The 23,289-nt window shown below is 64.5% G+C and carries 14 protein-coding genes; all 14 read left to right on the top strand.

Annotated elements, in window-relative coordinates; all coding sequences use genetic code 11:
• Positions 1 to 147: 147 nt before the first annotated feature.
• The 14 genes from ACMFWR_RS00255 (at position 148) to ACMFWR_RS00190 (ending at position 23,087) form a co-directional block, all read left to right on the top strand.
• Positions 148 to 2,115: a tetratricopeptide repeat protein gene (locus tag ACMFWR_RS00255; protein ID WP_413193072.1), complete on the top strand. Its 1,968-nt coding sequence runs from the start codon at positions 148 to 150 to the stop codon at positions 2,113 to 2,115.
• 3 nt (positions 2,116 to 2,118) lie between these two features.
• A complete protein-coding gene (locus ACMFWR_RS00250) occupies positions 2,119 to 3,984 on the top strand; it encodes a tetratricopeptide repeat protein (protein WP_413193071.1) in 1,866 nt (621 codons plus the stop codon).
• 133 nt (positions 3,985 to 4,117) lie between these two features.
• The gene (locus ACMFWR_RS00245; protein WP_413193070.1) at positions 4,118 to 6,085 is read left to right on the top strand and encodes a tetratricopeptide repeat protein; all 1,968 of its coding nucleotides are present in this window, start codon (positions 4,118 to 4,120) and stop codon (positions 6,083 to 6,085) included.
• 498 nt (positions 6,086 to 6,583) lie between these two features.
• The gene (locus ACMFWR_RS00240) at positions 6,584 to 6,850 is read left to right on the top strand and encodes an acyl carrier protein (RefSeq protein ID WP_413194956.1); all 267 of its coding nucleotides are present in this window, start codon (positions 6,584 to 6,586) and stop codon (positions 6,848 to 6,850) included.
• A complete protein-coding gene (locus ACMFWR_RS00235; protein WP_413193069.1) occupies positions 6,847 to 8,124 on the top strand; it encodes an acyl-CoA dehydrogenase family protein in 1,278 nt (425 codons plus the stop codon). The genes ACMFWR_RS00240 and ACMFWR_RS00235 overlap by 4 nt, the downstream gene beginning before the upstream one ends.
• The gene (locus ACMFWR_RS00230) at positions 8,125 to 9,117 is read left to right on the top strand and encodes an amino acid--[acyl-carrier-protein] ligase (protein ID WP_413193068.1); all 993 of its coding nucleotides are present in this window, start codon (positions 8,125 to 8,127) and stop codon (positions 9,115 to 9,117) included.
• A gap of 5 nt (positions 9,118 to 9,122) precedes the next feature.
• Complete coding sequence (locus tag ACMFWR_RS00225) at positions 9,123 to 10,130, top strand: DUF1839 family protein (RefSeq protein WP_413194955.1); 1,008 nt, start codon at positions 9,123 to 9,125, stop codon at positions 10,128 to 10,130.
• 42 nt (positions 10,131 to 10,172) lie between these two features.
• On the top strand, positions 10,173 to 13,094 hold the full coding sequence (locus tag ACMFWR_RS00220; protein ID WP_413193067.1) for a glycoside hydrolase family 2 protein: 2,922 nt from the start codon (positions 10,173 to 10,175) through the stop codon (positions 13,092 to 13,094).
• Positions 13,094 to 14,905 carry an alpha/beta fold hydrolase gene (locus tag ACMFWR_RS00215; RefSeq protein WP_413193066.1) on the top strand — a complete coding sequence of 604 codons (1,812 nt, stop codon included), beginning with the start codon at positions 13,094 to 13,096 and terminating at the stop codon, positions 14,903 to 14,905. Before ACMFWR_RS00220 ends, ACMFWR_RS00215 begins: the two co-directional genes overlap by 1 nt.
• A 675-nt stretch (positions 14,906 to 15,580) precedes the next feature.
• Positions 15,581 to 16,315: a Crp/Fnr family transcriptional regulator gene (locus ACMFWR_RS00210; RefSeq protein WP_413193065.1), complete on the top strand. Its 735-nt coding sequence runs from the start codon at positions 15,581 to 15,583 to the stop codon at positions 16,313 to 16,315.
• Positions 16,316 to 16,394: 79 nt separating this feature from the next.
• Positions 16,395 to 17,810 carry an undecaprenyl-phosphate glucose phosphotransferase gene (locus tag ACMFWR_RS00205; protein WP_413193064.1) on the top strand — a complete coding sequence of 472 codons (1,416 nt, stop codon included), beginning with the start codon at positions 16,395 to 16,397 and terminating at the stop codon, positions 17,808 to 17,810.
• 261 nt (positions 17,811 to 18,071) lie between these two features.
• On the top strand, positions 18,072 to 19,037 hold the full coding sequence (locus tag ACMFWR_RS00200) for a glycosyltransferase family 2 protein (RefSeq protein WP_413193063.1): 966 nt from the start codon (positions 18,072 to 18,074) through the stop codon (positions 19,035 to 19,037).
• Between the two features lie 369 nt (positions 19,038 to 19,406).
• Complete coding sequence (locus ACMFWR_RS00195; protein WP_413193062.1) at positions 19,407 to 20,558, top strand: polysaccharide biosynthesis/export family protein; 1,152 nt, start codon at positions 19,407 to 19,409, stop codon at positions 20,556 to 20,558.
• 171 nt (positions 20,559 to 20,729) lie between these two features.
• A complete protein-coding gene (locus ACMFWR_RS00190; protein WP_413193061.1) occupies positions 20,730 to 23,087 on the top strand; it encodes a polysaccharide biosynthesis tyrosine autokinase in 2,358 nt (785 codons plus the stop codon).
• Positions 23,088 to 23,289 lie beyond the last annotated feature (202 nt).

The following is a 23,289-nucleotide window of genomic DNA, read 5'->3' as shown; positions in this document are numbered from 1 at the left end:
AAAATCCTGAGTTTGTCCGCGATATCAACGGGGTAAAGGGGGGGAACCGGCCCCTGTTCCGTGGATTGCCCCGCCGCGCCTCACCTTAGACTTTGATCATGCCGCTCGATGCGTCGAGCCGCGCAGGACTCAAAAGGTGAAAGCACAATGAACCAGTATCAGGCCGCCCGGGCTGCGCTCGAAAAGAAGCAGCTGGGCGCAGCGGAACGCGGCTTCCTCGCCGTGCTCAAGGCGGCACCCAATCACGTCGAAGCCACGCGCGACCTCGGCGTGCTGCGGTTCATGCAGCGCCGTTTCCCGGACGCCGAGAAGCTCGCGCTCAAGGCGATCTCGCTGCGTCCGTCGGATGTCGAGGGCCATTTGCAACTGGCCGAAATGTACGGGGCGCTGAACCGTCACGACGATCAGATCGCCCGCTACGAAGCGGCCTGCGATGCCGACGTCGGTTCTTCGCGCGCCTGGGTGTTGCTCGGTACCGCGTATGAAAAGCACGGTCTCGGCGCCGATCGCGTGTTCGAACGCATGCACGCGACATCGCTTGCGAACCCGGACTCGAAGGCGCTGCTGCTTCTGCTCGGCAATATGTACGCGAACCGCGGTCAGCACGTGAAAGCCTACGAGGCCTTCGATCGCGCGACGCAAGCGTATCCCGGCGACGCGGACGCCCAGTTGCATCGCGCGACCGCGCTCTACCACCTCGACCGCAACGAAGAGGCGATCGTCGGCTATGACGCCACGCTCGTGCTCTCGCCCGGCATGTACTTCGCGTGGTCGCAGAAGGGCAATATCCTGCTGCGCCTGCGCCGTACGAATGACGCGATTGCCGCGTTCAGCCGCTCGCTCGAGATCGAGCAGACGGGTTACGACGCGCTCGTCGGCATGGGCGCCGCACTGTTCGAAGTCAATCGTTTCGATGAGGCGCTGACGTTCCTGCAGGCCGCCTTGCATGTCGACCCGCGAGGCGCCGCCGCATTCAACAACATCGGCCAGGTCATGGCCGCGCTCAAGGACGATGCGAACGCGATCCAGATGTTTGACCGCGTGCACGAGATCGAACCCGGCTCGCAGGCCGATGCTGATCTGTCGGCCGCGACATCGCGGCTGCGCATGGGCGACTACGAAGGCGGCTGGCAGTGCTACGAACGCCGCTTCCGTATCGATCGTCATCCGATTGTCGCGCCGCACCGCTATGCGGGCGCGCAGCGCTGGAACGGCGAATCGATCGCGGGCAAGACCTTGCTGATCGCCGCCGAGCAGGGCGCAGGCGATACGTTCCAGTTCGCGCGTTACGTGCCCATGGTCGTGCAGGCCTCGGGGGCGCACGTGGTGTTCGCGGTGCAGGCCCCGACGCTGCCGTTGCTCACCGAACGGGCCGCCGAGTGGGGGCCGCAGGGGCAATTGAGCATCGTGTCAGCCGATGACGCATTGCCGGCCGTCGACTACTACGTGCCGTTGATGAGCCTGCCGCTCGTGTTCGGCACGCGTGCCGATTCGATCCCGAGCGCACCGCGTTACCTGTCCGTTCCCGAGATCTATCGCGCGAAGTGGCGTAACGCGTTGCCCGCCAGTGGCCGCCTGCGTTTCGGCCTCGTCTGGAGCGGCAATCCGAAACACACGAACGACCGCAATCGCTCGATGCCGATCGTGCATCTCGCACCGCTCGTCGGCGACAGTTCCGTCGACTGGTGCACGCTGCAACCGGGACTGTCGGAACACGACTCCGCCGCGCTGAAAACCGTGCCGCACGTGTTCAACGCGGGCGCGCACCTCAAGGACTTCGCCGACACCGCCGCGCTGATCGAGACGCTCGATGTCGTGATCACCGTCGACACGTCGGTGGCCCACATCGCAGGCGCGCTCGGCAAGCCGGTCTTTGTACTGCTGCCGTGGGCCGCCGAGTGGCGCTGGTTCCATGACCGGTCCGACTCGCCGTGGTACCCGAGCGCAACACTGTTCCGCCAGCCCTCGATCGGCAACTGGGACGGCGTGATCGATGCCGTGCAGAAGGCGCTGATCGAATTCGCAACGAACAGGGTGGCGCAGGAAGCGCAGGCGCTGGCGGGATCGACGTCGGCATCGGATCCGGCATTGGCGTCGGCGCCTCAGGTGATCTGATCCGTGGCACCGCATGAACCTGTGCTGAACACCGGCATCGAAGCACTCCGGGCGGGACGCGGCGATACCGACGCGCTCGTCAGCGCCGGCGTTCAGTGTCTGATCGCTGGCGATGCACGTTCAGCCGCTGCGTTCGCGCGCGCGGCAAATTGTGTCGACGCCGCGCGCATCGCGACGGCGCGCCTGCTCGGTCATGCGCTCGTCGCGCTCGGCGAATACGCGGACGCTGTCGAGGTGCTCCGCGCGTCGCTGGTTTCGGACAGACAGCAGGCTGAAGAGCCTGCGCTGCAAAGCGAGCCGCTCAACGAAAGTCATTCACGCGTCGCGTTGGGCCGCGCGCTTTGCGCGACGTCGAGAACCAACGACGGCATCGTCGAATACGAACGCGCTGCGGGGCTCGAACCGGGCTCGGCATGGATACTCGCGCGTCTTGGTGAAGGCCTTGCGCTGGCAAAGCGCTATCCGCAAGCACTCGATGTGCTCAATCGTGCGATCGCGATCGACCCGCAATGCGGGCCCGCGTACACGACGCTGGGCGAAGCACTGATTGAAGTGGGTCGACCTTCTGCGGCACTCAAGCCACTCGAGCGTGCGTTAGCGCTCGACACGGGCCGCGGCGCACCCGCAGTCGCGCTGGGCCAGGCCTTTGTGCGTATGGGCAGGCTCGCTGAGTCGCTACCCTGGTTCAATCGCGCCGTCGAAATCGAGCCGACCTGCGCGGACGCATTCCGGCATCTTGGACGCACGCTCGCCGCGCTGCGTGCCGACAAGGAAGCGCTTGATTGCATTCGCGCCGCGCGTCAGCTGCGCGGAGGCGACTGGCCCGACACGTGGATGGACGAGGCGGGCTTGCTGCTTCGCCGGGGCGACTTCCGCGCAGGCTGGCGTGCCTATGAGAAGCGTGAGTTCGCACAGCGCCTCGCGACGATCGTGCCGCCGCTCTGGAATGGCGACGATTCGGTCGAAGGCGAATCCCTGTTGCTGATCGCCGAGCAGGGACTCGGCGATACGTTCCAGTTCATCCGTTTTGCACCGCGCGTCGTCGCGCTTGGCGCCAAGGTGACCGTCGAAGTGCAGCCGCCGCTGCGCAATCTGCTCAAGCGCTGTTTCGCGCACACCGGTGTCGACATCATCGCGCGCGGCGATGCGCAACCGGCGGCCACACGTCAGAACTCACTCGTCGGGATGCCATTCGCCTTGCAGGCGGATCCGTCGACGTATGCGAGCGAAGTGCCGTACGTCTTTGCGGACGACTCACGCACCGCGCTGTGGCAGGAGCGGCTCGATGCGCATTGGCGCGCGTCGAAGCATGCAGGCACAGGCACAGGCACAGGCACAGGCACAGGCACACCGCGTCTTCGCGTCGGCATCGTCGCGTCGGGCAATCCGCTCTTTCGCAACGACGCCGACCGCTCGATGCCGCTTGCCGAATGCGCGCCGCTGTTTGCGCAGCACGATATTCAATGGGTGGTCGTTCAACCCGAACTTCGCGAGCGCGACCGCGCAACGCTCGCGGTGCACCCGTCGGTCTGGTGGACGGGCAACGCATTGCAGGACTTCGACGACACCGCGGGTCTGCTGGCGTCGCTTGATCTTGTGATCAGCGTCGACACAGGGGTCGCGCATTTGTCGGGCGCGATGGGGCGGCCGGTGTGGGTGCTGTTGCCGTATTTCGGCGACTGGCGCTGGCTTCACGATCGCGACGACAGCCCGTGGTACCCGAGCGCGCGCCTGTTCCGGCAGCCGCAGCCGCAGGACTGGCGCAGCGTGATCGCCGCCGTCCAGACGGCGTTGGACAGCATGGCGAAACCCGACAACACCGCCGTCCGGTCCGTCCCGAACGGCGCAGCAGCAAACGCTCCAACCTAAACTTCGTTTCGTTTGGGCCGATAAACAAGCCAGATATGGCGCGCCCGCGCAGGGCTGCGGGCTCGCGCGCCGAAGCCCGCGTGCACTGACGCCGGAACGGCGCGAGCACCGCTCAGCACAGGATGACATGACGATGGATCAGTACGAAATCGCGCGCGCAGCGCTCGAGAAAAAGCAATTGGGCGCAGCCGAGCGCGGCTTCGCCGCGATTCTCAAGAGCGCGCCGAAAGACGTGCGCGCGACCCGCGGCATGGCCATCCTCCGCTTCGTGCAGAAGCGGTATCAGGACGCCCTGACGCTCGCCCGCCGCGCCATCGAATTCGACACGACGGACCCCGAAAGCCCGGTGCAGCTCGGCGAATTCCTGCTCGCGCTCAAGAAGCACGACGACGCGCTCGCCGTGCTCGAGAAGGCGTGCGACGAACATGTCGGTTCCGTGCTGGCCTGGGGCACGCTGCTCAAGGTGTACCGCGCGGTGGGCCGCGCTGACGAAATCGGCCCGCGCATGGAGCGCGCACTTGTTGCGAACCCGACCTCGGTCGACCTGATGCTGCACATCGGCAATCTGTACGGCAAGCAGGGCCATCACGAGAAGGCGAACACCATGTTCGCCCGCATGACCGTGCTGAGCCCCTCGAATGCCGAAGGGCAGCAGCAGCGCGCGAACTCGCTGTACTTCCTCAAGCAATACGACGAGGCCTACGCGGCCTACGAAGCGGTGCTGCGCGTCGATCCGTCGCGTGCATTCGCCCATTCGCAGAAGGGCAACGTCCGCATCGCGCAGCGCCGTCCGCAGGACGCGCTCGTCGATTTCGGCAAATGCCTGCAAGTCGACCCGAACTCCTATGACGGCCTCGTCGGCATCGGCGCGGCGCTGTGGGAACTCAATCGCCTCGACGAAGCGCTGACGTTCTTGCAGGCCGCACTGCAGATCCAGCCGCGCGGCGTGGCTGCCTTCAACAACCTCGGTCAGGTCATGGCGGCCTATCGCGCCGACGCCGACGCGATCCTGATGTTCGACAAGGTTCACGAAATCGAACCCGAATCGAAGATCGACGCGAAGCTGTCGTCCGCGACCTCGAGCCTGCGCCTGGGCAACTATGCCGATGGCTGGCGCCGTTATGAAAGCCGGCTCGAGATGGACCGCATCCCGATCGTCGACCCTGCGAAATACGCGGGCGCGCAGCGCTGGAACGGTGAAGACCTCACGGGCAAGACGCTGCTGATCGTGCCCGAGCAAGGCGTGGGCGACACCATCCAGTTCTGCCGTTTTGTGCCGATGGTCGCGCAGACGAGCAATGCGCAGGTCGTTTTCGCGGCCAACCGCGCCGTGCTGCCGTTGCTGGCCGGCAAGGAGCACGAATGGGCGCCGGCCGGAAACCTTCGCATGCTGGCGCACGACGACGAGCTGCCGCTCTGTGACTACTTCGTTCCGTTGATGAGCCTGCCGTTTGTCTTCGGCACGCGTGTCGAGACGATTCCTTCGGCGCAGCAGTACCTTAGCGCGCCCGAGGCTTATCGCCAGAAGTGGAGCAGCGTGCTGCCCAATAACGGCAAGCTGCGCATCGGTCTCGCGTGGGCGGGCAATCCGAACCACGTCAACGATCGCAACCGTTCGATGCCCATTCAGTTTCTGGCGCCGCTCGTCAGCGACACATCGGTCAACTGGGTGGCGATCCAGCCCGGACTGTCGGTTCACGATCAACGCGCGCTGACGACCGTGCCGCACGTGCTCAACGGCGGCGCCCACATCACCGACTTCGGCGACACCGCCGCGCTGATCGAGCAGCTCGATGTGGTGGTCGCGGTCGACACCTCCGTCGCCCACCTTGCGGGTGCGCTGGGCAAGACCGTCTTCGTCATGCTGCCGTGGGCGGCCGAGTGGCGCTGGTTCCACGAACGCGCCGATTCGCCGTGGTATCCGAGCGCGCGCCTGTTCCGTCAGCCGTCGCTCGGCGACTGGTCCGGCCTGGTCGACCAGGTTCAGCAAGCCCTGATCGACTTCGCACGCGCGAAACTCACCCCGAACGTCGTGCCGCTCGCGCCGGTCGTGCCGGTTGCGGCGCCGGTGCAGCTGACCGCCGGTAGCCTCGTGCTCTGACACGACGAGCCTGAGTTCACCGGGTTCCTGTGAATCCATCCCACGCGGCAGTCACGGTTTGAAACATCGAATCGTATCTGCCGCGCGTGCGGATGCATGTGGATAACAACGCATGACATCGGCATGACGTCCCGCACGTGCACCGCCGCAATCGCATCGCACGGCGCGCTCGCGCACACTCCCCGCACCCGCAAAAAAACACGGTTTACACCGTGAAAGCCGCCATGCTGCGTCGCAGCAAGTGCGGCTTGCCGACTGCGCGCCAGCGCACATAGCGATGAGGTACTCACGCCACAACCCGCGCCAAGTAAGGGTTATGTGAGCCTCCGCACCGATTCGCCAGCGTCGTTCCCGTCTAATTCATCCCAACCATCGGCTACTCGTTTCGGCGAGGGCATCGGTGGAGGGAGCCGATCCATCGCGACCACGATACCGATATTCGTTGCCGCCCAAGCGGCATCGGCATGTTTTTCCAGACCAGTCTTGCAGGGGAATCTGATGAATACCGCACCTCGTTACGTCACGTTGCGACGAATCCTTTCCGAATCGGCGCGGCTCGATGTGCCGGTGGACCAGATCGAAGACACCAGCGACTTGTATGAGCACGGTCTCTCGTCGCTGGCGACCGTACAAATCATGCTCGCCGTTGAAGATGCATTCGACATCGAAATCCCCGATGCGATGCTCACGCGCAAGCTGTTCCAATCGATTGATTCTCTTGCGGCAGCCGTGTCCGAGCTTTCCGCAAATGGAGCCGAAGTATGAGCGCGCTGCCTGATGCCGCCTCCGATGCGGCCGAACTCAACGATGCACAGCCAGGCGCGGCCGTCGAAGCGCTGACGACCACGTTTGCCGGCGACGGCGAAACCGAGTTCGCCGCGCTCGAGGCGCAAGCCCGCGCTGCGGCGCAAGTCGCTGCGACGCACGCGGACGATGTGGACCGCGCCGCGCGCTTCCCGTCGGAAGCGGTCGCCGCCCTGCGCGAACAAGGCCTGCTCGGCGCGATGGTGCCGCGCGCCTTTGGCGGCCACGGCGCATCGCTGCGCTGCCTCGCCCAGATCTGCGAAACGCTGGCGCAAGCCTGCGCGTCGACGGCCATGATCTATGCCATGCATCAGATCCAGGTCGCGTGCGTGCTCGAACACGCACCGAGCGACGCATGGCACCAGCAACTGCTGCAACGCCTGACGGGCGAACAGCTGCTGCTCGCTTCGGCGACGTCGGAAGACACCGTCGGCGGCAACCTGCGCAACAGCGCATGCGCCGTGCAAGCTGAAGGCAACGCCTTCTCGCTCGAAAAGCTCGCGTCGACGATCTCGTACGGCGCCTACGCCGACGGCATCCTCGTCACGGCTCGCCGCAACAACGATGCGCCGCCGTCGGATCAGGTGCTGATCACCATCCTCAAGTCGGACTACACGCTCGAGCGTCGTAGCGGCTGGGACTCGCTGGGCATGCGCGGTACGTGCAGCGAAGCGTTCAAGCTGATCGCCAAGGGCGGCATCGAACAAGTGCTGCCCACGCCGTTCGCCGAGATCGCCGACCGCACGATGCTGCCCGTGTCGCACGTGCTCTGGGCCTCGTGCTGGATCGGTATCGCCGCCAACGCCGTTGATCGCGCGAAGCAATTCTTCCGCGTTCAGGCCAAGGCCAAGCCGGGCACGCTGCCGCCGGGCGGCACGCGTCTCGCCGAATCGGTGGGCCTGCTGCAACTCGCGCATGCACGCCTGACGATGGCGCTCGATAGCTACGCACAAGCGCGCCGCAGCGAGTCGATGAGCGAATCGATGTCCGAGACGATGGCGTTCGCATCGGACATGAACCTGCTGAAGACAAGCGTCTCGACGACCGCGATCGCGATCGTCGGCCAGGTGCTCATGATCTGTGGCATGGCCGGTTACAAAAACGGCACGCCGTTCAGCGTCGGCCGCCATCTGCGCGACCTGCACTCGGCTCCGCTGATGATCAACAACGACCGTATCGCGGCGAACACCGCGAGCCTGTTGCTCGCGCAACGCTCTACGACGCTGAGGTTCTAAATGTCTGATGCCAAAGTCACCCTTGACGACGCCCAGGGCGTCGACACCGCCAAGACGCTCGCAGCCGATGTGCTCGGGCGCGCGGCGACCCCGACGTTCCGCGACGAACTCATCGATGCCGGCCTGCTGATTCCGATGGGCGTCGACGGCCTCTATGGCCGTAGCGAAGTGTTCGAAAGCGTGGTCGAAGGGATCAACAACCTCGTCACACGTCGCGGCGCCGACCAGAAAGCGGAAGTCATGCGCTTCCCGCCGGCGATGAACCGCACGGACTTCGAGGACAGCGAGTACCTGAAGAGCTTCCCGAACCTGGCCGGCACCATCCACAGCTTCTGCGGCGGCGATCGCGAGCACCATCGCCTGCTCAAGTGCCTCGACGAAGGCGAAGACTGGATGGAAAACCAGAAGCCCACGCGTGCTGTCCTGACGCCGGCGGCCTGCTATCCGTGCTACCCGGTCGTGGCCAAGCGTGGTCCGCTGCCTGAAGAAGGCCGCACGATCGACGTGTTCTCGTACTGCTTCCGCCACGAGCCTTCGCTCGATCCGGCACGCATGCAGATGTTCCGCATGCGCGAGTACGTGCGTATGGGCACGCCCGAGCAGATCGTCGAATTCCGCGCGATGTGGATCGAGCGCGGCAAGGCACTGATCGAAACGCTGCAACTACCGCACTGGATCGATCTCGCGAACGATCCGTTCTTCGGTCGTGGCGGCAAGATCGTGGCCGACAGCCAGCGCGCACAGGAACTCAAGTTCGAGCTGCTGATCCCGATCGAAAGCGAAGAGAAGCCGACGGCCTGCCTGAGCTTCAACTACCACATGGACCACTTCGGCGAGCTGTGGAAGTTCCACACCGCAGACGGCGCCGTGGCGCACACGGGTTGCGTGGGCTTCGGCATGGAGCGCACGACGCTTGCCATGTTCCGTCACCACGGCCTCGACGTCACGCAGTGGCCGGCAGGTGTTCGCGAAGCACTCTGGGGCCAGCAATGAATGACATGACGGTCGGCGCGAGCGTGGATCCCTGGACAGCCGCGGGTGCAGTGCCCACGGTCCCGGCAGGGCTGCACGCTGTGGAACGCAGCTGGCAGGAAACCAACTGCTACGTCGACCTCTGGCTGAGCCTGCTCGGCGCGCGCGGCTGCGAAGCGCGCGCTGCGCTCGGATTTACCGTGACGCAGGACTTTGAAGGCGATCAGTTCACGTTCTTCAAATTCCCGCTCTACGATCTCGACCGCCTGTACGGCGTGGCCGTGCAGGAGCTCGCGATCTTCGACGAGCTCGACGAACACATCGAGCAGCAGGTCGTGCGCGGCAACATCGTGCTCGTCGAGATGGATGCGTTTTACCTGCCCGATACGCGAGCAACGACGTACCGGCGCGAACATACGAAGACGACGATCGGTATCGACCGCATCGATCGTACGGGTGGCCGGCTCGGCTATTTCCACAACGCCGGGTACTACACGCTCGACGGAGAAGACTATGCAGGTGTATTCCGCAAGACCGACGCATTGCGCGCCGACCCTGATGTGCTGTTCCCGTACGTCGAGTTCGTCAAGCAGGCGCGACCCGCTCTCACAGGCGAAGCACTGGCGAGCGCCTCGGTCGTACGTTTGCGCGAACATCTGGCGTCCCGTCCAGCCGCCAATCCGGTAAGTGCGTTTCGTGCTGCGTTTCCCGCGCACCTGGAGACACTGATCGCGCGCGGCGATGCCTATTTCCATCTGTACGCATTCAATACGCTGCGGCAACTCGGTGCGAATTTCGAGTTGCTCGGCCAGTATGTCGACTGGCTCGGGGAAGCCGGCGTACACACTGCACCTTCCATTGAGACAGCTTGCAAGACCATCGCCAACGAAGCGAAGGTCCTGCAGTTCAGGATTGCGCGTGCCATGGCACGCCGCCGTCCGGACATGTGCAACGACTGTTTCGATTTACTTGAACGTGCCTACGACGATACCGTGCCGGCATTGGCCGCTGCATTGGATGTGTCGAGAGGTTGAGGACAGCCGAGGCTGACCTGCTTTCCCCGGGGGAAACGGCTGATGACAGTCGCCAATCACGACGGAGCCTCGAAGCGCTGGCGCGCACGGCTCCGTGTCGCAGCGCGCGCCGCGGGCCGAACGCGAACTGTCGCGGCCGCATTGCCGCCGGCGGATTTGTTCGAGCCGAACGCCTTGCTGGCCGATCCGCAAGCCGGCGCACTGGCACGCACAGAGGCAGGCACAGCGGCCACGCTCGCGGGTGCGAATCGTTCGGGCACCGCGCTGATCGACGCCGCGTCGACCGTTGCATTTGACGATGTCGCGCTCGAAACGCGCACCGAAGATTCCGTCACCGATATCGCTACGGATCGTGCGACTGATCCCGCGACTGATTCCGATGAGTCAGCTCGCCTGTCCGTTATGGCTTCGCATCTGCGCGATCCCGCGATCCATGGCACACCCGTCGACACCTCGGTCGCGATCGAACACGGCTGGACCGTGCTCGGCACCGACGCCGGCGCGTTCGCGACGCCGGCCGATCTGCCGGCTGCACTCCATGGCACCAGCGACTGGATCGCTGCAAAGGTACCCGGCACGGTTGCACAAGCGCTGCGCGATTCAGGCAGGTGGGCCGGCGATGCACCGCGTGCCGAAGACAACCCCGACACGCGAGACTGGTGGTACCGCACCGAATTCGAAGGCAGCGGCGTACGCATGCTCCGCTGCGAAGGCCTCGCCACGATCGCCGAAGTCTGGGTCGATGGCGCGCTGCGTCTGCAGTCGCGCAATATGTTTGCGACGCACGAGATCGAACTCGATCTCGGCGACGATCCCGCTCAACGCCATACGCTTCATCTTGTGTTCCGCGCGATGCAGGCACCGACGCTCCGGCGTCAGCGCTGGCGCCAGAAATTGATTTCGCAGGCCGCGCTGCGCGGCGTGCGTAGCGCAGCACTCGGACGCATGCCCGGCTGGTGCGCGCCCGTTCCCGCCGTGGGGCCGTGGCGTCGCATTGCGCTCGTCGATCTGCGCGAGCAATGGATTTCGCACGTCGATATCGAAACACGCGTGATCGATGGCGACGGCATCGTGAACCTGCGCGTCGAAATCCGCGCGCCGCGTCTTGCACGCCAGGCCTGCGCCGGCGGCAAGCGTCAGGACGGCGGTGCGTTCGTCTCGATGATGTGCGGCGAAGAGCGTGGCGCGATGCATCGCGTCGATTCGAATGTGTTCGAGGGCGAGATACGCATGCCCTCCGTGCGCCTCTGGTGGCCGCACACGCATGGCGAAACGATGCTGCACGACCTGTCCGTCGAGATCGGCGGCGGGCGCTTCGATCTGGGTCGCGTTGGTTTCCGTACCGTCGAAGCCGATCACGGCACCGATGGCGCGGGCTTCGCGCTGGTCGTCAACGGTGTGCGCGTGTTCTGCCGCGGCGCGTGCTGGACGGCTGCCGATCTCGTTGCGCTGCCCGCGACACGCGAGGCGTACGAGCCCTGGCTGCGTGCCGCACGCGATGCGAACATGAACATGATCCGCATCGCCGGCGTCATGACGTACGAGGCCAATCCGTTCTTCGAGCTTTGCGACGAACTCGGCATCCTCGTCTGGCAGGACATGATGTTCGCCAACTTCGATTACCCGGCCGACGACCTCGCGTTTTCCGAAGACGTCAGCGCCGAAGTCGAGCAACTGCTGCTGCGTACGCAGGCCAATCCGTCGCTCGCCGTGATCTGCGGCGGCAGCGAAGTCGCGCAGCAGGCGGCGATGTTCGGCGTCGAATCGCGCTCGGCGCTGCCCGAATTCTTTACCGATCGACTGCCGAGCCTGGTCGCGCGTTATCGGCCCGACCTCGTCTACGTGCCGAATTCACCGAGCGGCGGTGAGCTGCCGTTCCAGCCCGATACGTCGGTCGCGCATTACTACGGCGTCGGCGCGTACAAACGCGGTTTCGACGATATCCGTCGCTCGAACGTGCGCTTCGCGTCCGAGTGCCTCGCGCTGTCGAACGTGCCCGCTGAGGAATCGCTAGCGGTGCTGATGCCCGAAGTCGTTCCGGGCAGCGAAGACTGGAAGCGCGGCGTGCCGCGCGACAACGGCGCGGACTGGGACTTCGAAGAGACGCGCGACCACTATGTGTCGACACTCTACGGCCTCGACCCCGTCGCCTTGCGCGAGACCGATCCGCGGCGCTATCTCGATGCAGGCCGCGCCGTCAGCGTGGATCTCGTCACGGAAGTCTTCAGCGAATGGCGCCGTCATGGCGCGTCGTGCGCGGGCGGTCTCGTCTGGCAGCTTCAGGACCTGCGCCCGGGTGCAGGCTGGGGCGTGATCGGCGTCGACGGCCGGCCGAAGGCCGCGTGGTACGCGATGCGCGCGGTGTTCAAGCCCGTGCAGCTGCTGATCACCGATGAGGGCCTCAACGGCCTGCATCTGCATATCGTCAACGACCGGCCGACGCCGCTGCGCGCACGACTCGAACTCGCGAGCCTGCGCAATGGCGAAACGCCGCTCCTGCAGGCCGGCATCGACGTCGATGTCGAGCCGCACTCGAGCAAGCGCATCAACGCGTCGGCCGTGGTCGGGCGTTTCTTCGATTTCACCTACGCGTACCGTTTCGGTCCGCGCGAGCACGACGTGACGATTGCCACGCTGCACGACCGTCTTGTGCCGCACGTGCTCGATACCGCATTCCATTTGCCCGAGCGCACGCTCGGCGAGCCGGTCGACACGGGCCTCACGGCGCGCGTCGAGCGGGATGTCACGGACCACGGCTGGGTGCTCGTGCTGAGCGCGACGCGATTCGCGCGGATGGTCCAGATCGTCGATCCGCACTACATCGCGGAAGACAATTTCTTTTCGCTCGCGCCTGCGCGCGAGCGGCGCGTGCGGCTGACCTCGAAGGATGCGTCGGCCGGAGCACCGTCGGGGACGGTGCGCGCGTTGAACGGGGCGCAGGAGCTTGTGTATCGAGGTCGCTGATGAATCCGATCGTCTTTGATGGTTGTCTCGGTTGGCTGCACGACGCGCCGGGTACGCGCGGCGTGGTTCTCTGCCCGGCGCTCGGGCATGAAGCCATGTGGACGCACAAGTCGATGCGCCGGCTCGCCAATCAACTCGCGCGCAGCGGCATGCCCGCGCTGCGCTTCGATTACCACGGCACGGGCGACTCGTCGGGATCGGAAGACGACCCCGCGCGGCTCGAAATGTGGATCGGCAATATCGTCGCCGCCACGCGCAAGCTGCGAGAAACCACGGGCGTGAAAGACGTGGTGATCGTCGGCATGCGTTTCGGGGCAACGCTCGCAGCAATGGCGAGTCAGCTGCTGCAAGGTGAAGAGGAGCTTGCCGGGATCGTGCTGCTGGCCCCCGCCGTGTCGGGCCGCACCTTCCTGCGCGAACTCAAGGTGCTGCACAAGAACTGGCGCGCCGAAGTCGATGTCGACGACGAGCCCGGCTCGGGCGAGGCGTTCCAGGACGCGCTCGGCTACCGCCTGCATCGCGAGACCCTCGACCATATTCACGCGATCAGCCTCAACGGCACCAGCGCAAAGCCCGCGCCGCGCGCCCTGATCTTCGATCCGTTCGGACGCGAAGGCGAGCGCCTTGCCGCACGCTATGTCGAACTCGGCGTCGACGTCGAGCTGCGACCGTTCCCCGAATACGCCGACCTGATGATCGAGTCGATCTACAGCAAGGATCCCCAACAGGCGTTCGATTACCTCGTGTTGTGGCTTCAGCAAGGTATGCCGGAGCGTCATGGGGCGGCACGCATCGAGTCGTTGCCCGCGCGAATCTTCGCCGGGGACGCGCGCGAGACGCCGCTGCGCATCGACGGTGTCGACGGCACGCCCGAGCGCGAGCTGTTCGGTGTGTTGTGCGAGCCGGTTTCGGTGGCGCGTCATGGCCCGCTGGTCGTGATCGTCAACACCGGCGCCAACGTCCATACCGGTGACGGACGTCTCGCAGTCGTGTTCGCGCGCCGCCTCGCCGCCCAGGGTGTGGCGTCCGTGCGGCTCGACATCAGCGGCATCGGCGAGACGCCGTCGTCGGGCTGGGTCGACAGCAAGTCGCCTCTCTATAGCGCGCGTGCGATCGGCGATGTGTGTCAGGCCACGGCGTGGCTCGCGGCGCGCGGCTATCCGAGCATCGCGCTGTTCGGTGTCTGCTCGGGTGCCTACCTGAGCCTGCACGCCGCGGCGATGTCGCCGCATGTCGACGGCGTGGTCGCCGTCAACACGCAACGCTTTATCTGGGCCGACAACGAGACCCTCGAGCAGGCCATGAAAAAGCAGGGCCAGTCGATGCAGCTCTATATGCGTTCGGCGCGCCGGCTCGACAAATGGCTCAACGTGTTGCGCGGGCGCAGCCACGTGCGCGCGAAGCTCAAGACCATCAGCCGGCGACTGGCCCGTCGTGGCGCGATCGCCGCTGCTAACCTTGCTCACGATATTTCGCGTGTCGAGTTCGGCACCACCGGCCGCGCGCAGGCCCTTGTTTCACATCTGAACAGAAAGGGCGTCGAGGTCCGGCTCGTGTACGGCACGTTCAATCGCGGGCTCGAAGAACTGAGCACGTATTTTGGACAGGGCGGCCGACGCCTGAACCGGTACGGCCATATCCAGGTCGCGCGGATCGACAAGCTCGACCACTCGCTAGTCGCACACACGGCCCGCGACAAAGTGTTTGCTTACGCCGAACAGTTCTTCAGTGAATTTGACGGCGCCGCCCAACAGACCGGCACCGGAGTCGGCGAGTGGGCGTCGGGTGACCGGGCCAAGTTCGCACTGTAGCCGGAGCGCTGACCAGGCGAGGCTTCGCGTGGCCTCTGCCTGTTTACCCTGACCGGCCGGGCGTGTCGCACGAATGAGACGCGCCCGGCACACTGGACACTCGTCCAAAATGCGCGCGACTAAACAGCCGCGTATCACGCTAAAAATGCGATCGCCAGCACCGGGCAAGCCTCAATCTGTACCTGCAGGCCATACGTTTCGATGAGTGTGTGTCAGCGCACATATAGAACGATTAAGTCGTTCACTCAGCCCCGCGTGAACAAATTTGCATCGTTTTTCACGCCGGTTTCGAACGCGCTTTCGCGGCACGCGACCTACCTTCCCGTTTATCACCGAATATAAAACGCCTTTGCGGACAAGGGCTTGGCGCACATTGCTCGCGATTGTCATCGCGCGGCTTCTGTGCTTGCCCGTCTTGCGGCCGTGAATCACCAGAAACGTCGCTGAAGCGCTTCAGAGTCGTAAGCAGGCTTTGCGATTCACTTTTGAAACGTTTTTCCTGATTGCGTTCTCCGCGATCTTGCTGCGGGGCAGCGGCCCCCCGTAAACACAGCGTTTCACGCCTCTTGGCATGGGAATCGCTAAAGGGTTGGCACAACGCGACCGGTTAAGACTGCGCCAAAGAGCAGCAGCGTCACCGGCCTTAATACATCAACGGCCAATTCGGGAACTGCAATGATCCAACTACGAGGCGATGTGCGCGAGAACCACCTTCTCGCAGCTTTACCCACAGAAGAATGGCAAAAGTTCGCTCACCAGCTCGAGATCGTGAAGCTTCAGCGCGGTCAGGTCCTCTCGGACCACGGTGAGAAGATCACCAACCTGTACTTCCCGACGACGGCCATCGTCTCGTTGATGTACACGATGGAAAACGGCGGATCCGTCGAAATCGCGGCCGTGGGCAATGAAGGGGTGATCGGGGTGCCCGTGGTCACGGGCGGGGAAACGATGCCGAGCCGTGCACAAGTGCACAGCGCCGGTTTCGCCTACAAGATCAGCGCACACGCATTCAAGCAGCATTTCACGCAGTCGCCGTTCATGCATCGGCTCATGCTGCTGTATATGCAAGCGTTGATGACACAGATCGCACAGACCGCCGCATGCAACCGCCACCACGCGCTGGCTCGCCAGCTCTGCCGTTGGCTGCTGCTCGCTGTGGACCGTCTGTCGACAAACGAACTTACGGTGACGCAGGAGACCATCGCCAACATGCTTGGCGTGCGTCGCGAAGGGGTGACCGAAGCGGCGGGCAAGCTGCAGGAAGCGGGCTTGATCCATCACAGCCGCGGTCATATCACGGTGCTCGACCGTTCAGGGCTCGAAGAAAAGGCTTGCGAATGCTACGGCATCGTCAAGCGTGAATTCGACCGTCTGCTGCCGCGCTACGAACGTCCGCAATACATGAACTAAGGCCTTCGGCCAAGCCGGGTCTCGCGACGCACACTGTGCGCGCAGGGCTTTGCGCAACCATCTGCATGAAGGACTTGCCATGTTTGGACTGACTGCGCGCGCGAGCGACGTGCTGATCGTCGCTGTGTCGGCGATCTTCGCTCACTGGCTACGCTTCGGCGTCGATTTCGGCGCCGACGGCGTGCTCGCCTGGAGCGACGCCGACACGCTCTTTATCGCGTTCGACTGCGCGCTCGTACTCGTGATTTTCCCCGGTTGCGGCGTCTACCAGTCGTGGCGCGGCAAGTCGTTGTCCGCGCTCGCCTGGCGTATCGTCGGCGCGTGGATCGTGACGACGGGCGTCGCCTTGATGCTGCTGTTCTCGTTGCACCGTACCGATATTTCGCGGCTGTGGTTCGGCACGACCACCGTGTTCGCACTGGTCGGTCTCGTTGCCGCCAAGCTGCTCGTGCATCACATGCTTCGTCGCGTTCGCCGTACCGGGCTGAACCAGAAGCGTGTCGCGGTGGTCGGCTCGGAGAGCCATAGCCGCACGATCGTCAGCCATCTGCACGACAAGCCGCAGGCCGGTTTCCAGCCCGCCATGGTCTATGAACCGGAAGACGACGAAACGCTCGTCGACCTGCCGCGCAGCGAGACGACCACGCTCGGTGGCGTGCCCGTGTTCCATGAATTCAATCGTCTCGTGAACAAGGTCCGCGAAGCCCATATCGATGAGATCTGGCTTGCCGTGCCGATGTCGAACGAACGCCTGCTGCTGCGCTTTATGCGCGAGTTCCGCAACGATTTCGTCAACCTGCGTTTCATGCCCGACACGCGCAGCCTGTCGCTGTACGGTCACTCGCTCGTCGAGATCATGGGCATGCCGACGATCAATCTCGCAGCCGCGCCGGTCAGCGAAATCGAAATGTGGCCCAAGCGCGTGTTCGATCGCTTGTTTGCGCTCGCCGTGCTGATCGCGTTGACGCCTGTGCTGCTCGCCATCGCGATCGCCGTCAAGGTGTCGTCGCCGGGTCCCGTGCTGTTCCGTCAGCGCCGTAAAGGCATCGACGGCAACCAGTTCGAGATTCTCAAGTTCCGCACGATGCGCGTGCATCAGGAAACCTCCGGGCACCTCACGCAGGCAGGTCGCCACGACAAGCGCATCACGCGCGTCGGTGCATTCCTGCGCCGCACGAGCCTCGACGAGCTGCCGCAGTTCATCAACGTGCTGCTGGGTCAGATGTCGGTGGTCGGTCCGCGCCCGCATGCGATCGAGCACGACGACCTCTACAAGAACCTCGTCGACGGCTACATGTACCGTTACCGCATCAAACCCGGCATCACGGGCTGGGCACAGGTCAACGGCTATCGCGGCGAAACCTCGCGCGTCGAGAAGATGGAAGCGCGCGTGAAGTTCGACTTGTTCTATATCCAGAACTGGTCGTTCTGGTTCGACATCAAGATCGTCCTGATCACGATGCTCAAGGGTTTTGTCGGTCGCAACGCGTATTGATTACCGGATGGGCGTTGCGCACGCGGCAACGCTTTGGTACGCGACCGAACCGACACCCATTCGACGTTGCCCCATTGTATGAACTACGGTGCACGACTGTGCGGATAACAGCCGTCGATGGCGCGCCCTGCAAGGGGCGGCGCGCTTCAGACGACGGGGCCAACCTTACGAATAGACCGTCATCGCAATGCGATGTCGCGCCACAAGGCTGATTGATCCGCACCCCCTTCCGGGAACAGCGGGCACCGACGGAGATAGTGGATGAAGACCTCGGTGCTCGTGCCGACCTTTCGTCGACCCGACGACCTCGAACGCTGCCTCGCAGCGCTCAGCGCTCAAACGTGTCCTGCCGACGAAGTGATTGTGATCGCCCGGCGTGAAGACGCACCGACCGTGGCGGCGCTCGATCGCTGGATCGCCGTCAAGGTCGTGCGCGGACTGCGTGTGGCCTGGGTCGGTGAGCCGGGCCAGGTGGCGGCGAACAACTGCGGCCTGCGCGAGGCAAGCAACGAACTGATTCTGATCACCGACGACGACGCCGCTCCGCATGCGGACTGGGTCGAACGGATCCGCGCGCACTTCATGCGCGATCCGCAGCTCGGCGGTGTCGGCGGACGCGATTTCGTCCATGAACGCGGCGCCTTGCTGACCGGCGACGTGAACAAGGTGGGCCTGATGAGCTGGTATGGCCGCACGATCGGCAACCACCACCTCGGCAGCGGCGCACCGAGAGAAGTGCAGATTCTGAAGGGCGTGAACATGGCCTGGCGGCGCGATGCGATCGAGGGCCTGCGTTTCGATACGCGCCTGCGCGGCGCGGGTGCGCAGGTGCATAACGATCTCGCGTTTTCGCTGGCCGTGCGCAGGCGCAACTGGAAGTTGCTGTACGACCCGGCGGTGCGCGTCGATCACTACCCCGCGACACGGGGTGACGACGATCAGCGCTTCGTGCTCAACGAGACCGCATATTTCAACGCGGCCTACAACTACCGGTTCGTCGTGCGCGAGCATCTGAGCACGGCCGGACGCGTGGCCTTCGTGGCGTATTACAGCCTCGTGGGCACGAGCGCGGACCCGGGCCTCGCGCGCGCGACGCTGCTGGGCTTGCAGGGACGCGGCTGGGGGCAGTCGTTTTACAAGGCATGGATCAGTGCGCGCGCGACGTGGGCAGTCTTTCGCGACGCGAACAGCCGGGGTGGACGGGGACCGGCAGCGCACCACGCGTGACGATGCATAGCGACGTCGCTTCACGGCGTCACATCGCGGCGTCACATCGCGGCGTCACGGAAGGGATAGGCAGCACAGGGAAAGCTGGCTTCGCGGGGACACACAGGACGCCGTCGCAGTGCAGGAATCGTCGAGCAGCACGCGTAGCGGTGGACGGTAGCTCGGGAAGAACAAGCAAGACCGGCAAGGACGCAGTCACAACAGACACACCAGACGTCAACAAAGCCGGGGACGTAGCAGCGAGTCGCACAAAGCAGTCGAACAAAGCAGTCGCAGAACAAGGCAGGGGCGGCCCAGAGTCGGGGGGGCGCAGGGGTCCACGTGCTCCATTCAAACAACCATAAAGACCAGGATCAGGACGGACAGATCATGTTGATTCGAACGCTGATAACGGTGACATGCGCGGCGCTTGCGCTGAGCGCGTGTGCACCGGGGCCGTGGCTCGACAAGTCCCGGCTGCAGGATGACCTCGACGCGAAGCCGTCGACCGAAACGTACCCCGTGCAGATCATCACGGCGGACGTGATCATGAAGCAGGTCGCGAAGGTGCGCGAAGAGCAGGCGAGCAGCCTGCCGAGCGACCTCAGCAAGTGGGAGTACAAGATCGGCGCCGACGATATCGTCGGCGTGACCGTCTGGGACCACCCCGAGCTGTCGACGACTTCGCCGTCGACAGCACCTGAATCGACCGCCGGCGCGCCGCCGATCCCGCAAGTCGCCGGCTCCGCACCGTCCGATATGACCGGGCACCGTGTCGGTTCCGACGGCGCGATCTTCTTCCCGACGCTGGGCCGCGTGAAGATCGGCGGTCTCACCATCGAAGAGGCGCGCCTGAAGTTTGTGAGCCTGCTCAAGAAGAACGTGCGCGATCCGCAAGTCGATATCCGCGTCGTCGCGTATCGCAGCCAGCGGATCCAGATGACGGGTGAAGTGAAGAACCCGGGCACGATGGCCGTGACCGACGTTCCGCTCACGCTCGTCGATGCGATCGCACGTGCGGGTGGCGAATCGCCGAATGCCGACCTCTCGCGTGTGCATCTGACGCGCGACGGCCAGACCGTCACGATCGACGCTCAATCGATTCTCGAGCACGGCCGCATGCGCGAAAACGTGCTGCTGCACGCGGGCGACGTCGTCAACGTGCCGGACCGCAGCGATGCACGCGTGTTCGCACTCGGCGAAATCAACAAGCCGCAGATCGTGCAGATCCCGCGCGCAGGCCTGACCCTTGCTGATGTGCTCGGCACCGTCCAGAGCATCGACGTCAAGGGTGCGGATCCGCGGCAGATCTATGTGATCCGCGGCGCCGCAGAAAACCTGCAGAAGCCTGTGGTCTATCGCCTCGACATGACGCAGATCGATGCGCTGCTGTTGCAGACGCAGTTCGCGTTGCAACCGCTCGACGTCGTCTATGTCGGCACCTCGAGTGCGGTGCGCTTCAACCGGATCCTCGACCAGATCACGCCGGCATTGTCGTCGCTGTTCTACACGAAGGTGCTCGTCGATCCGGGCAATTATTGATGAGGGACGGCCCGCGGAAGCGCGGGCCGCTAGCCCGCTCACAGGACCTTCGGGGAAGCAACAAGGTGGTGTGAGCGGTGCCGGGGCGCTGGCCCTAGTGGGCAGCAATCGTCCGTCCCACGGAATCGCTTGACGAGTCCTGGACCGGATGTCGAATCAGAGGTGAACAGAGTGAACAGGCCCTATCTCCTGCCGTCGCCGCCGCAGAACGTGCCGCCGCAGATGCCGCCGATGTCGACGCAATACGCCGCCGCACGCGACGGCGACGACGAATTCGTGCTCGGCGATCTGCTGTCGATCCTGCGCCGCCAGATCTGGTGGATTCTCGCGATCACCGTCGTGCTGACGCTGCTCGCGACCGTCTACGCGTATATGCAGACGCCGACGTATTCGGCCGACGCATTGATTCAGGTCGAACCCAACGAACAGAACGTCGTGGGCCTCACCGGCCCGAGCGGCGCTCCGTCGACGAACGCCCAGCTGTCGACCGCCGCGCAGATCGAGCTGCTCAAGAGCCGCTCGCTCGTGGCCGGCATCGTCGACCAGTTCGACCTCGACTTCGCCGCCTACCCGAACAGCTTCCCGTTCCTCGGCAAGATCTCGAACAAGCTCTGGCATGGCACGGGCGTGTCTAAGCCGTGGCTTGGCCTCAAGGCCTACGCGTGGGGCGGCGAGCAGATCAAGGTCGGCTCGATCGACGTGCCGCGCGCACTCGAAGGCGCGAAGCTCCAGCTCAAGGCACTGCCCGATGATCGCTACGAGTTGTCGGCGCCCGGCGACCATGTGCTGCTCGACGGCACCGTCGGCGAACTCGAGCACGGCAACGGCGTGTCGATTCTCGTGACGACGCTGGCCGCACGTCCGGGCACGATGTTCACCGTGATCAAGTCGAACGAACTCAATGCCGTGCAAGGCTTGTCGGATGCACTGCGCGTGGGCGAGCGCGGCAAGGACAGCGGCGTGCTCGAAGTCTCGCTCGACGGCAGCGACCCGCAGATGATCACCGACGTGCTCAACGCCGTGACTGCCGCGTTCCTCGCCGAGCACCTCGCACGCAAGCAGGAAGAAGCCAGCAAGATGCTGAGCTTCCTCAACGGCGAACTACCCAAATTCAAGCAGGACCTCGAAAACGCCGAAAGCGCGCTCGCGCAGTACCGCGCCAAAGCGGGCTCGATGCAGCCGACGGCCGAATCGGCGACGTACCTGACAAGCGGCATCGAATACGAAAAGCAGATCGCGACCTTGCGCGTGCAGCGCACACAGTTGCTCACGCGTTTCACCGAACAGTCCGACGTGATCCGTTCGATCGACGATCAGATCGCGACGCTCGCCGCCGAAAAGGGCCGCCTCGATGCGCGCTTCAACGGTATGCCGGCCGACCAGCAAGCCGCAGTCGCGCTCGAGCGCAATGCGAAGGTCGCGGAAGAAGTCTATGTGCAGCTGATGAACAAGTCGCAGGAGCTGTCGGTCAATCGCGCGGGCACGATCGGTAACGTGCACGTCGTCGACCAGGCGATGCGCCCGTCGACGCCGATCAAGCCCAAGCGCTCGCTGATCATCGCCGGCGCAGCGATTTTCGGCCTGATCCTCGGCAGCCTCTTTGCCTTCGTGAAGCAGACGTTCTTCAGCGGTGTCGACGACCCCGACCAGGTCGAGCGCACGATGCATCTGCCAATCTTCGGCTCGATCTCGTACAGCGTCGAACAGGCGCGCTTCGACGGCTCGGCTGCGCTTGAAAAGACCCCGCCTCGCGCGTTGCTCGGCGGCGGACCGCCGTCGCAGAACCGGGGTCTTGTCGTGCGTGCCGCGGATGAGCGTACGCGTGACGGTGTCGGCCTGCCGCTGCTCGCCCGCCAGTTCCCGCATGACATGACTGTCGAAGCGCTGCGCAACTTCCGCACGGCGCTGCAATTCGGCATGGCCGATGCAGCCAACAAGGTCGTCGCGCTGACGGGCCCGGCGCCTTCTGTCGGCAAGAGTTTTCTCGCGGTCAATCTCGCCGTGCTGATGGCCGAAGCCGGCAAGCGCGTGCTGCTGATCGACGCCGACTTGCGTCGCGGCCACCTTGGTGACTACTTCGGGCGTCGCGGTGGTATCGGCCTGTCGGAAGTGCTGTCGGGGCAGATCGATCCCGTCGATGCGCTCGTCACGACCGGTATGCACAACCTGCACTTCATCGGTAGCGGCGCCCATCCGCCGAACCCGTCCGAACTGTTGATGACGCCGCGCCTGCGCCAGTGTCTCGAAGAACTCGATGCGAGCTATGACATCGTGATCATCGATACGCCGCCGGTGCTGGCCGTGACCGACGCTTCGCTGATCGCGCACGTGGCCGGCACGACCGTCATGGTGCTGCGCTCGGGTGCGCATACGGAACGTGAAATCACGGAATCGCTGAAGCGGCTCGACCGCGCCGGCGCGCGCGTGCTCGGCGGTGTGTTCAATGCCGTGCCGGGCAATCGGGGTCGTCACCACGGTTATGAATACGAGTATGCGTATTCCTATCAGTACGGCTCAGGACCACGTTAATGCCGGCCATGAGCTACAACGGGGGCCGTCGAACGCGCGGACCACGCGACTCGCGTCGCGTGAACGCGTCGACCGCAAAGCCGGGCATCAAGCCCGGCACGCGGCCGGGCGTGCGAGGCGAGGGGCGAGCGGAGGGGTTGGCTGACGAGCTGAATGACGGGTTGAACGAGGCTCGGGCTGAAGCGCGGCCTGAGGGTCGACC

It is taken from the genome of Pararobbsia alpina, assembly GCF_965118125.1.
GTDB classification, from domain to species: Bacteria; Pseudomonadota; Gammaproteobacteria; order Burkholderiales; family Burkholderiaceae; genus Pararobbsia; species Pararobbsia alpina_A.
Note: the sequence above shows the minus strand (reverse complement) of the source record. Positions and strands in the feature narration are given on the sequence as shown.

Coding starts and splice junctions, on each gene's coding strand:
- ACMFWR_RS00255 (WP_413193072.1), top strand. CDS start 148: ATGAACCAGTATCAGGCCGCCCGGGCTGCGCTCGAAAAGAAGCAGCTG.
- ACMFWR_RS00245 (WP_413193070.1), top strand. CDS start 4,118: ATGGATCAGTACGAAATCGCGCGCGCAGCGCTCGAGAAAAAGCAATTG.
- ACMFWR_RS00240 (WP_413194956.1), top strand. CDS start 6,584: ATGAATACCGCACCTCGTTACGTCACGTTGCGACGAATCCTTTCCGAA.
- ACMFWR_RS00235 (WP_413193069.1), top strand. CDS start 6,847: ATGAGCGCGCTGCCTGATGCCGCCTCCGATGCGGCCGAACTCAACGAT.
- ACMFWR_RS00230 (WP_413193068.1), top strand. CDS start 8,125: ATGTCTGATGCCAAAGTCACCCTTGACGACGCCCAGGGCGTCGACACC.
- ACMFWR_RS00225 (WP_413194955.1), top strand. CDS start 9,123: ATGACGGTCGGCGCGAGCGTGGATCCCTGGACAGCCGCGGGTGCAGTG.
- ACMFWR_RS00220 (WP_413193067.1), top strand. CDS start 10,173: ATGACAGTCGCCAATCACGACGGAGCCTCGAAGCGCTGGCGCGCACGG.
- ACMFWR_RS00215 (WP_413193066.1), top strand. CDS start 13,094: ATGAATCCGATCGTCTTTGATGGTTGTCTCGGTTGGCTGCACGACGCG.
- ACMFWR_RS00210 (WP_413193065.1), top strand. CDS start 15,581: ATGATCCAACTACGAGGCGATGTGCGCGAGAACCACCTTCTCGCAGCT.
- ACMFWR_RS00205 (WP_413193064.1), top strand. CDS start 16,395: ATGTTTGGACTGACTGCGCGCGCGAGCGACGTGCTGATCGTCGCTGTG.
- ACMFWR_RS00200 (WP_413193063.1), top strand. CDS start 18,072: ATGAAGACCTCGGTGCTCGTGCCGACCTTTCGTCGACCCGACGACCTC.
- ACMFWR_RS00195 (WP_413193062.1), top strand. CDS start 19,407: ATGTTGATTCGAACGCTGATAACGGTGACATGCGCGGCGCTTGCGCTG.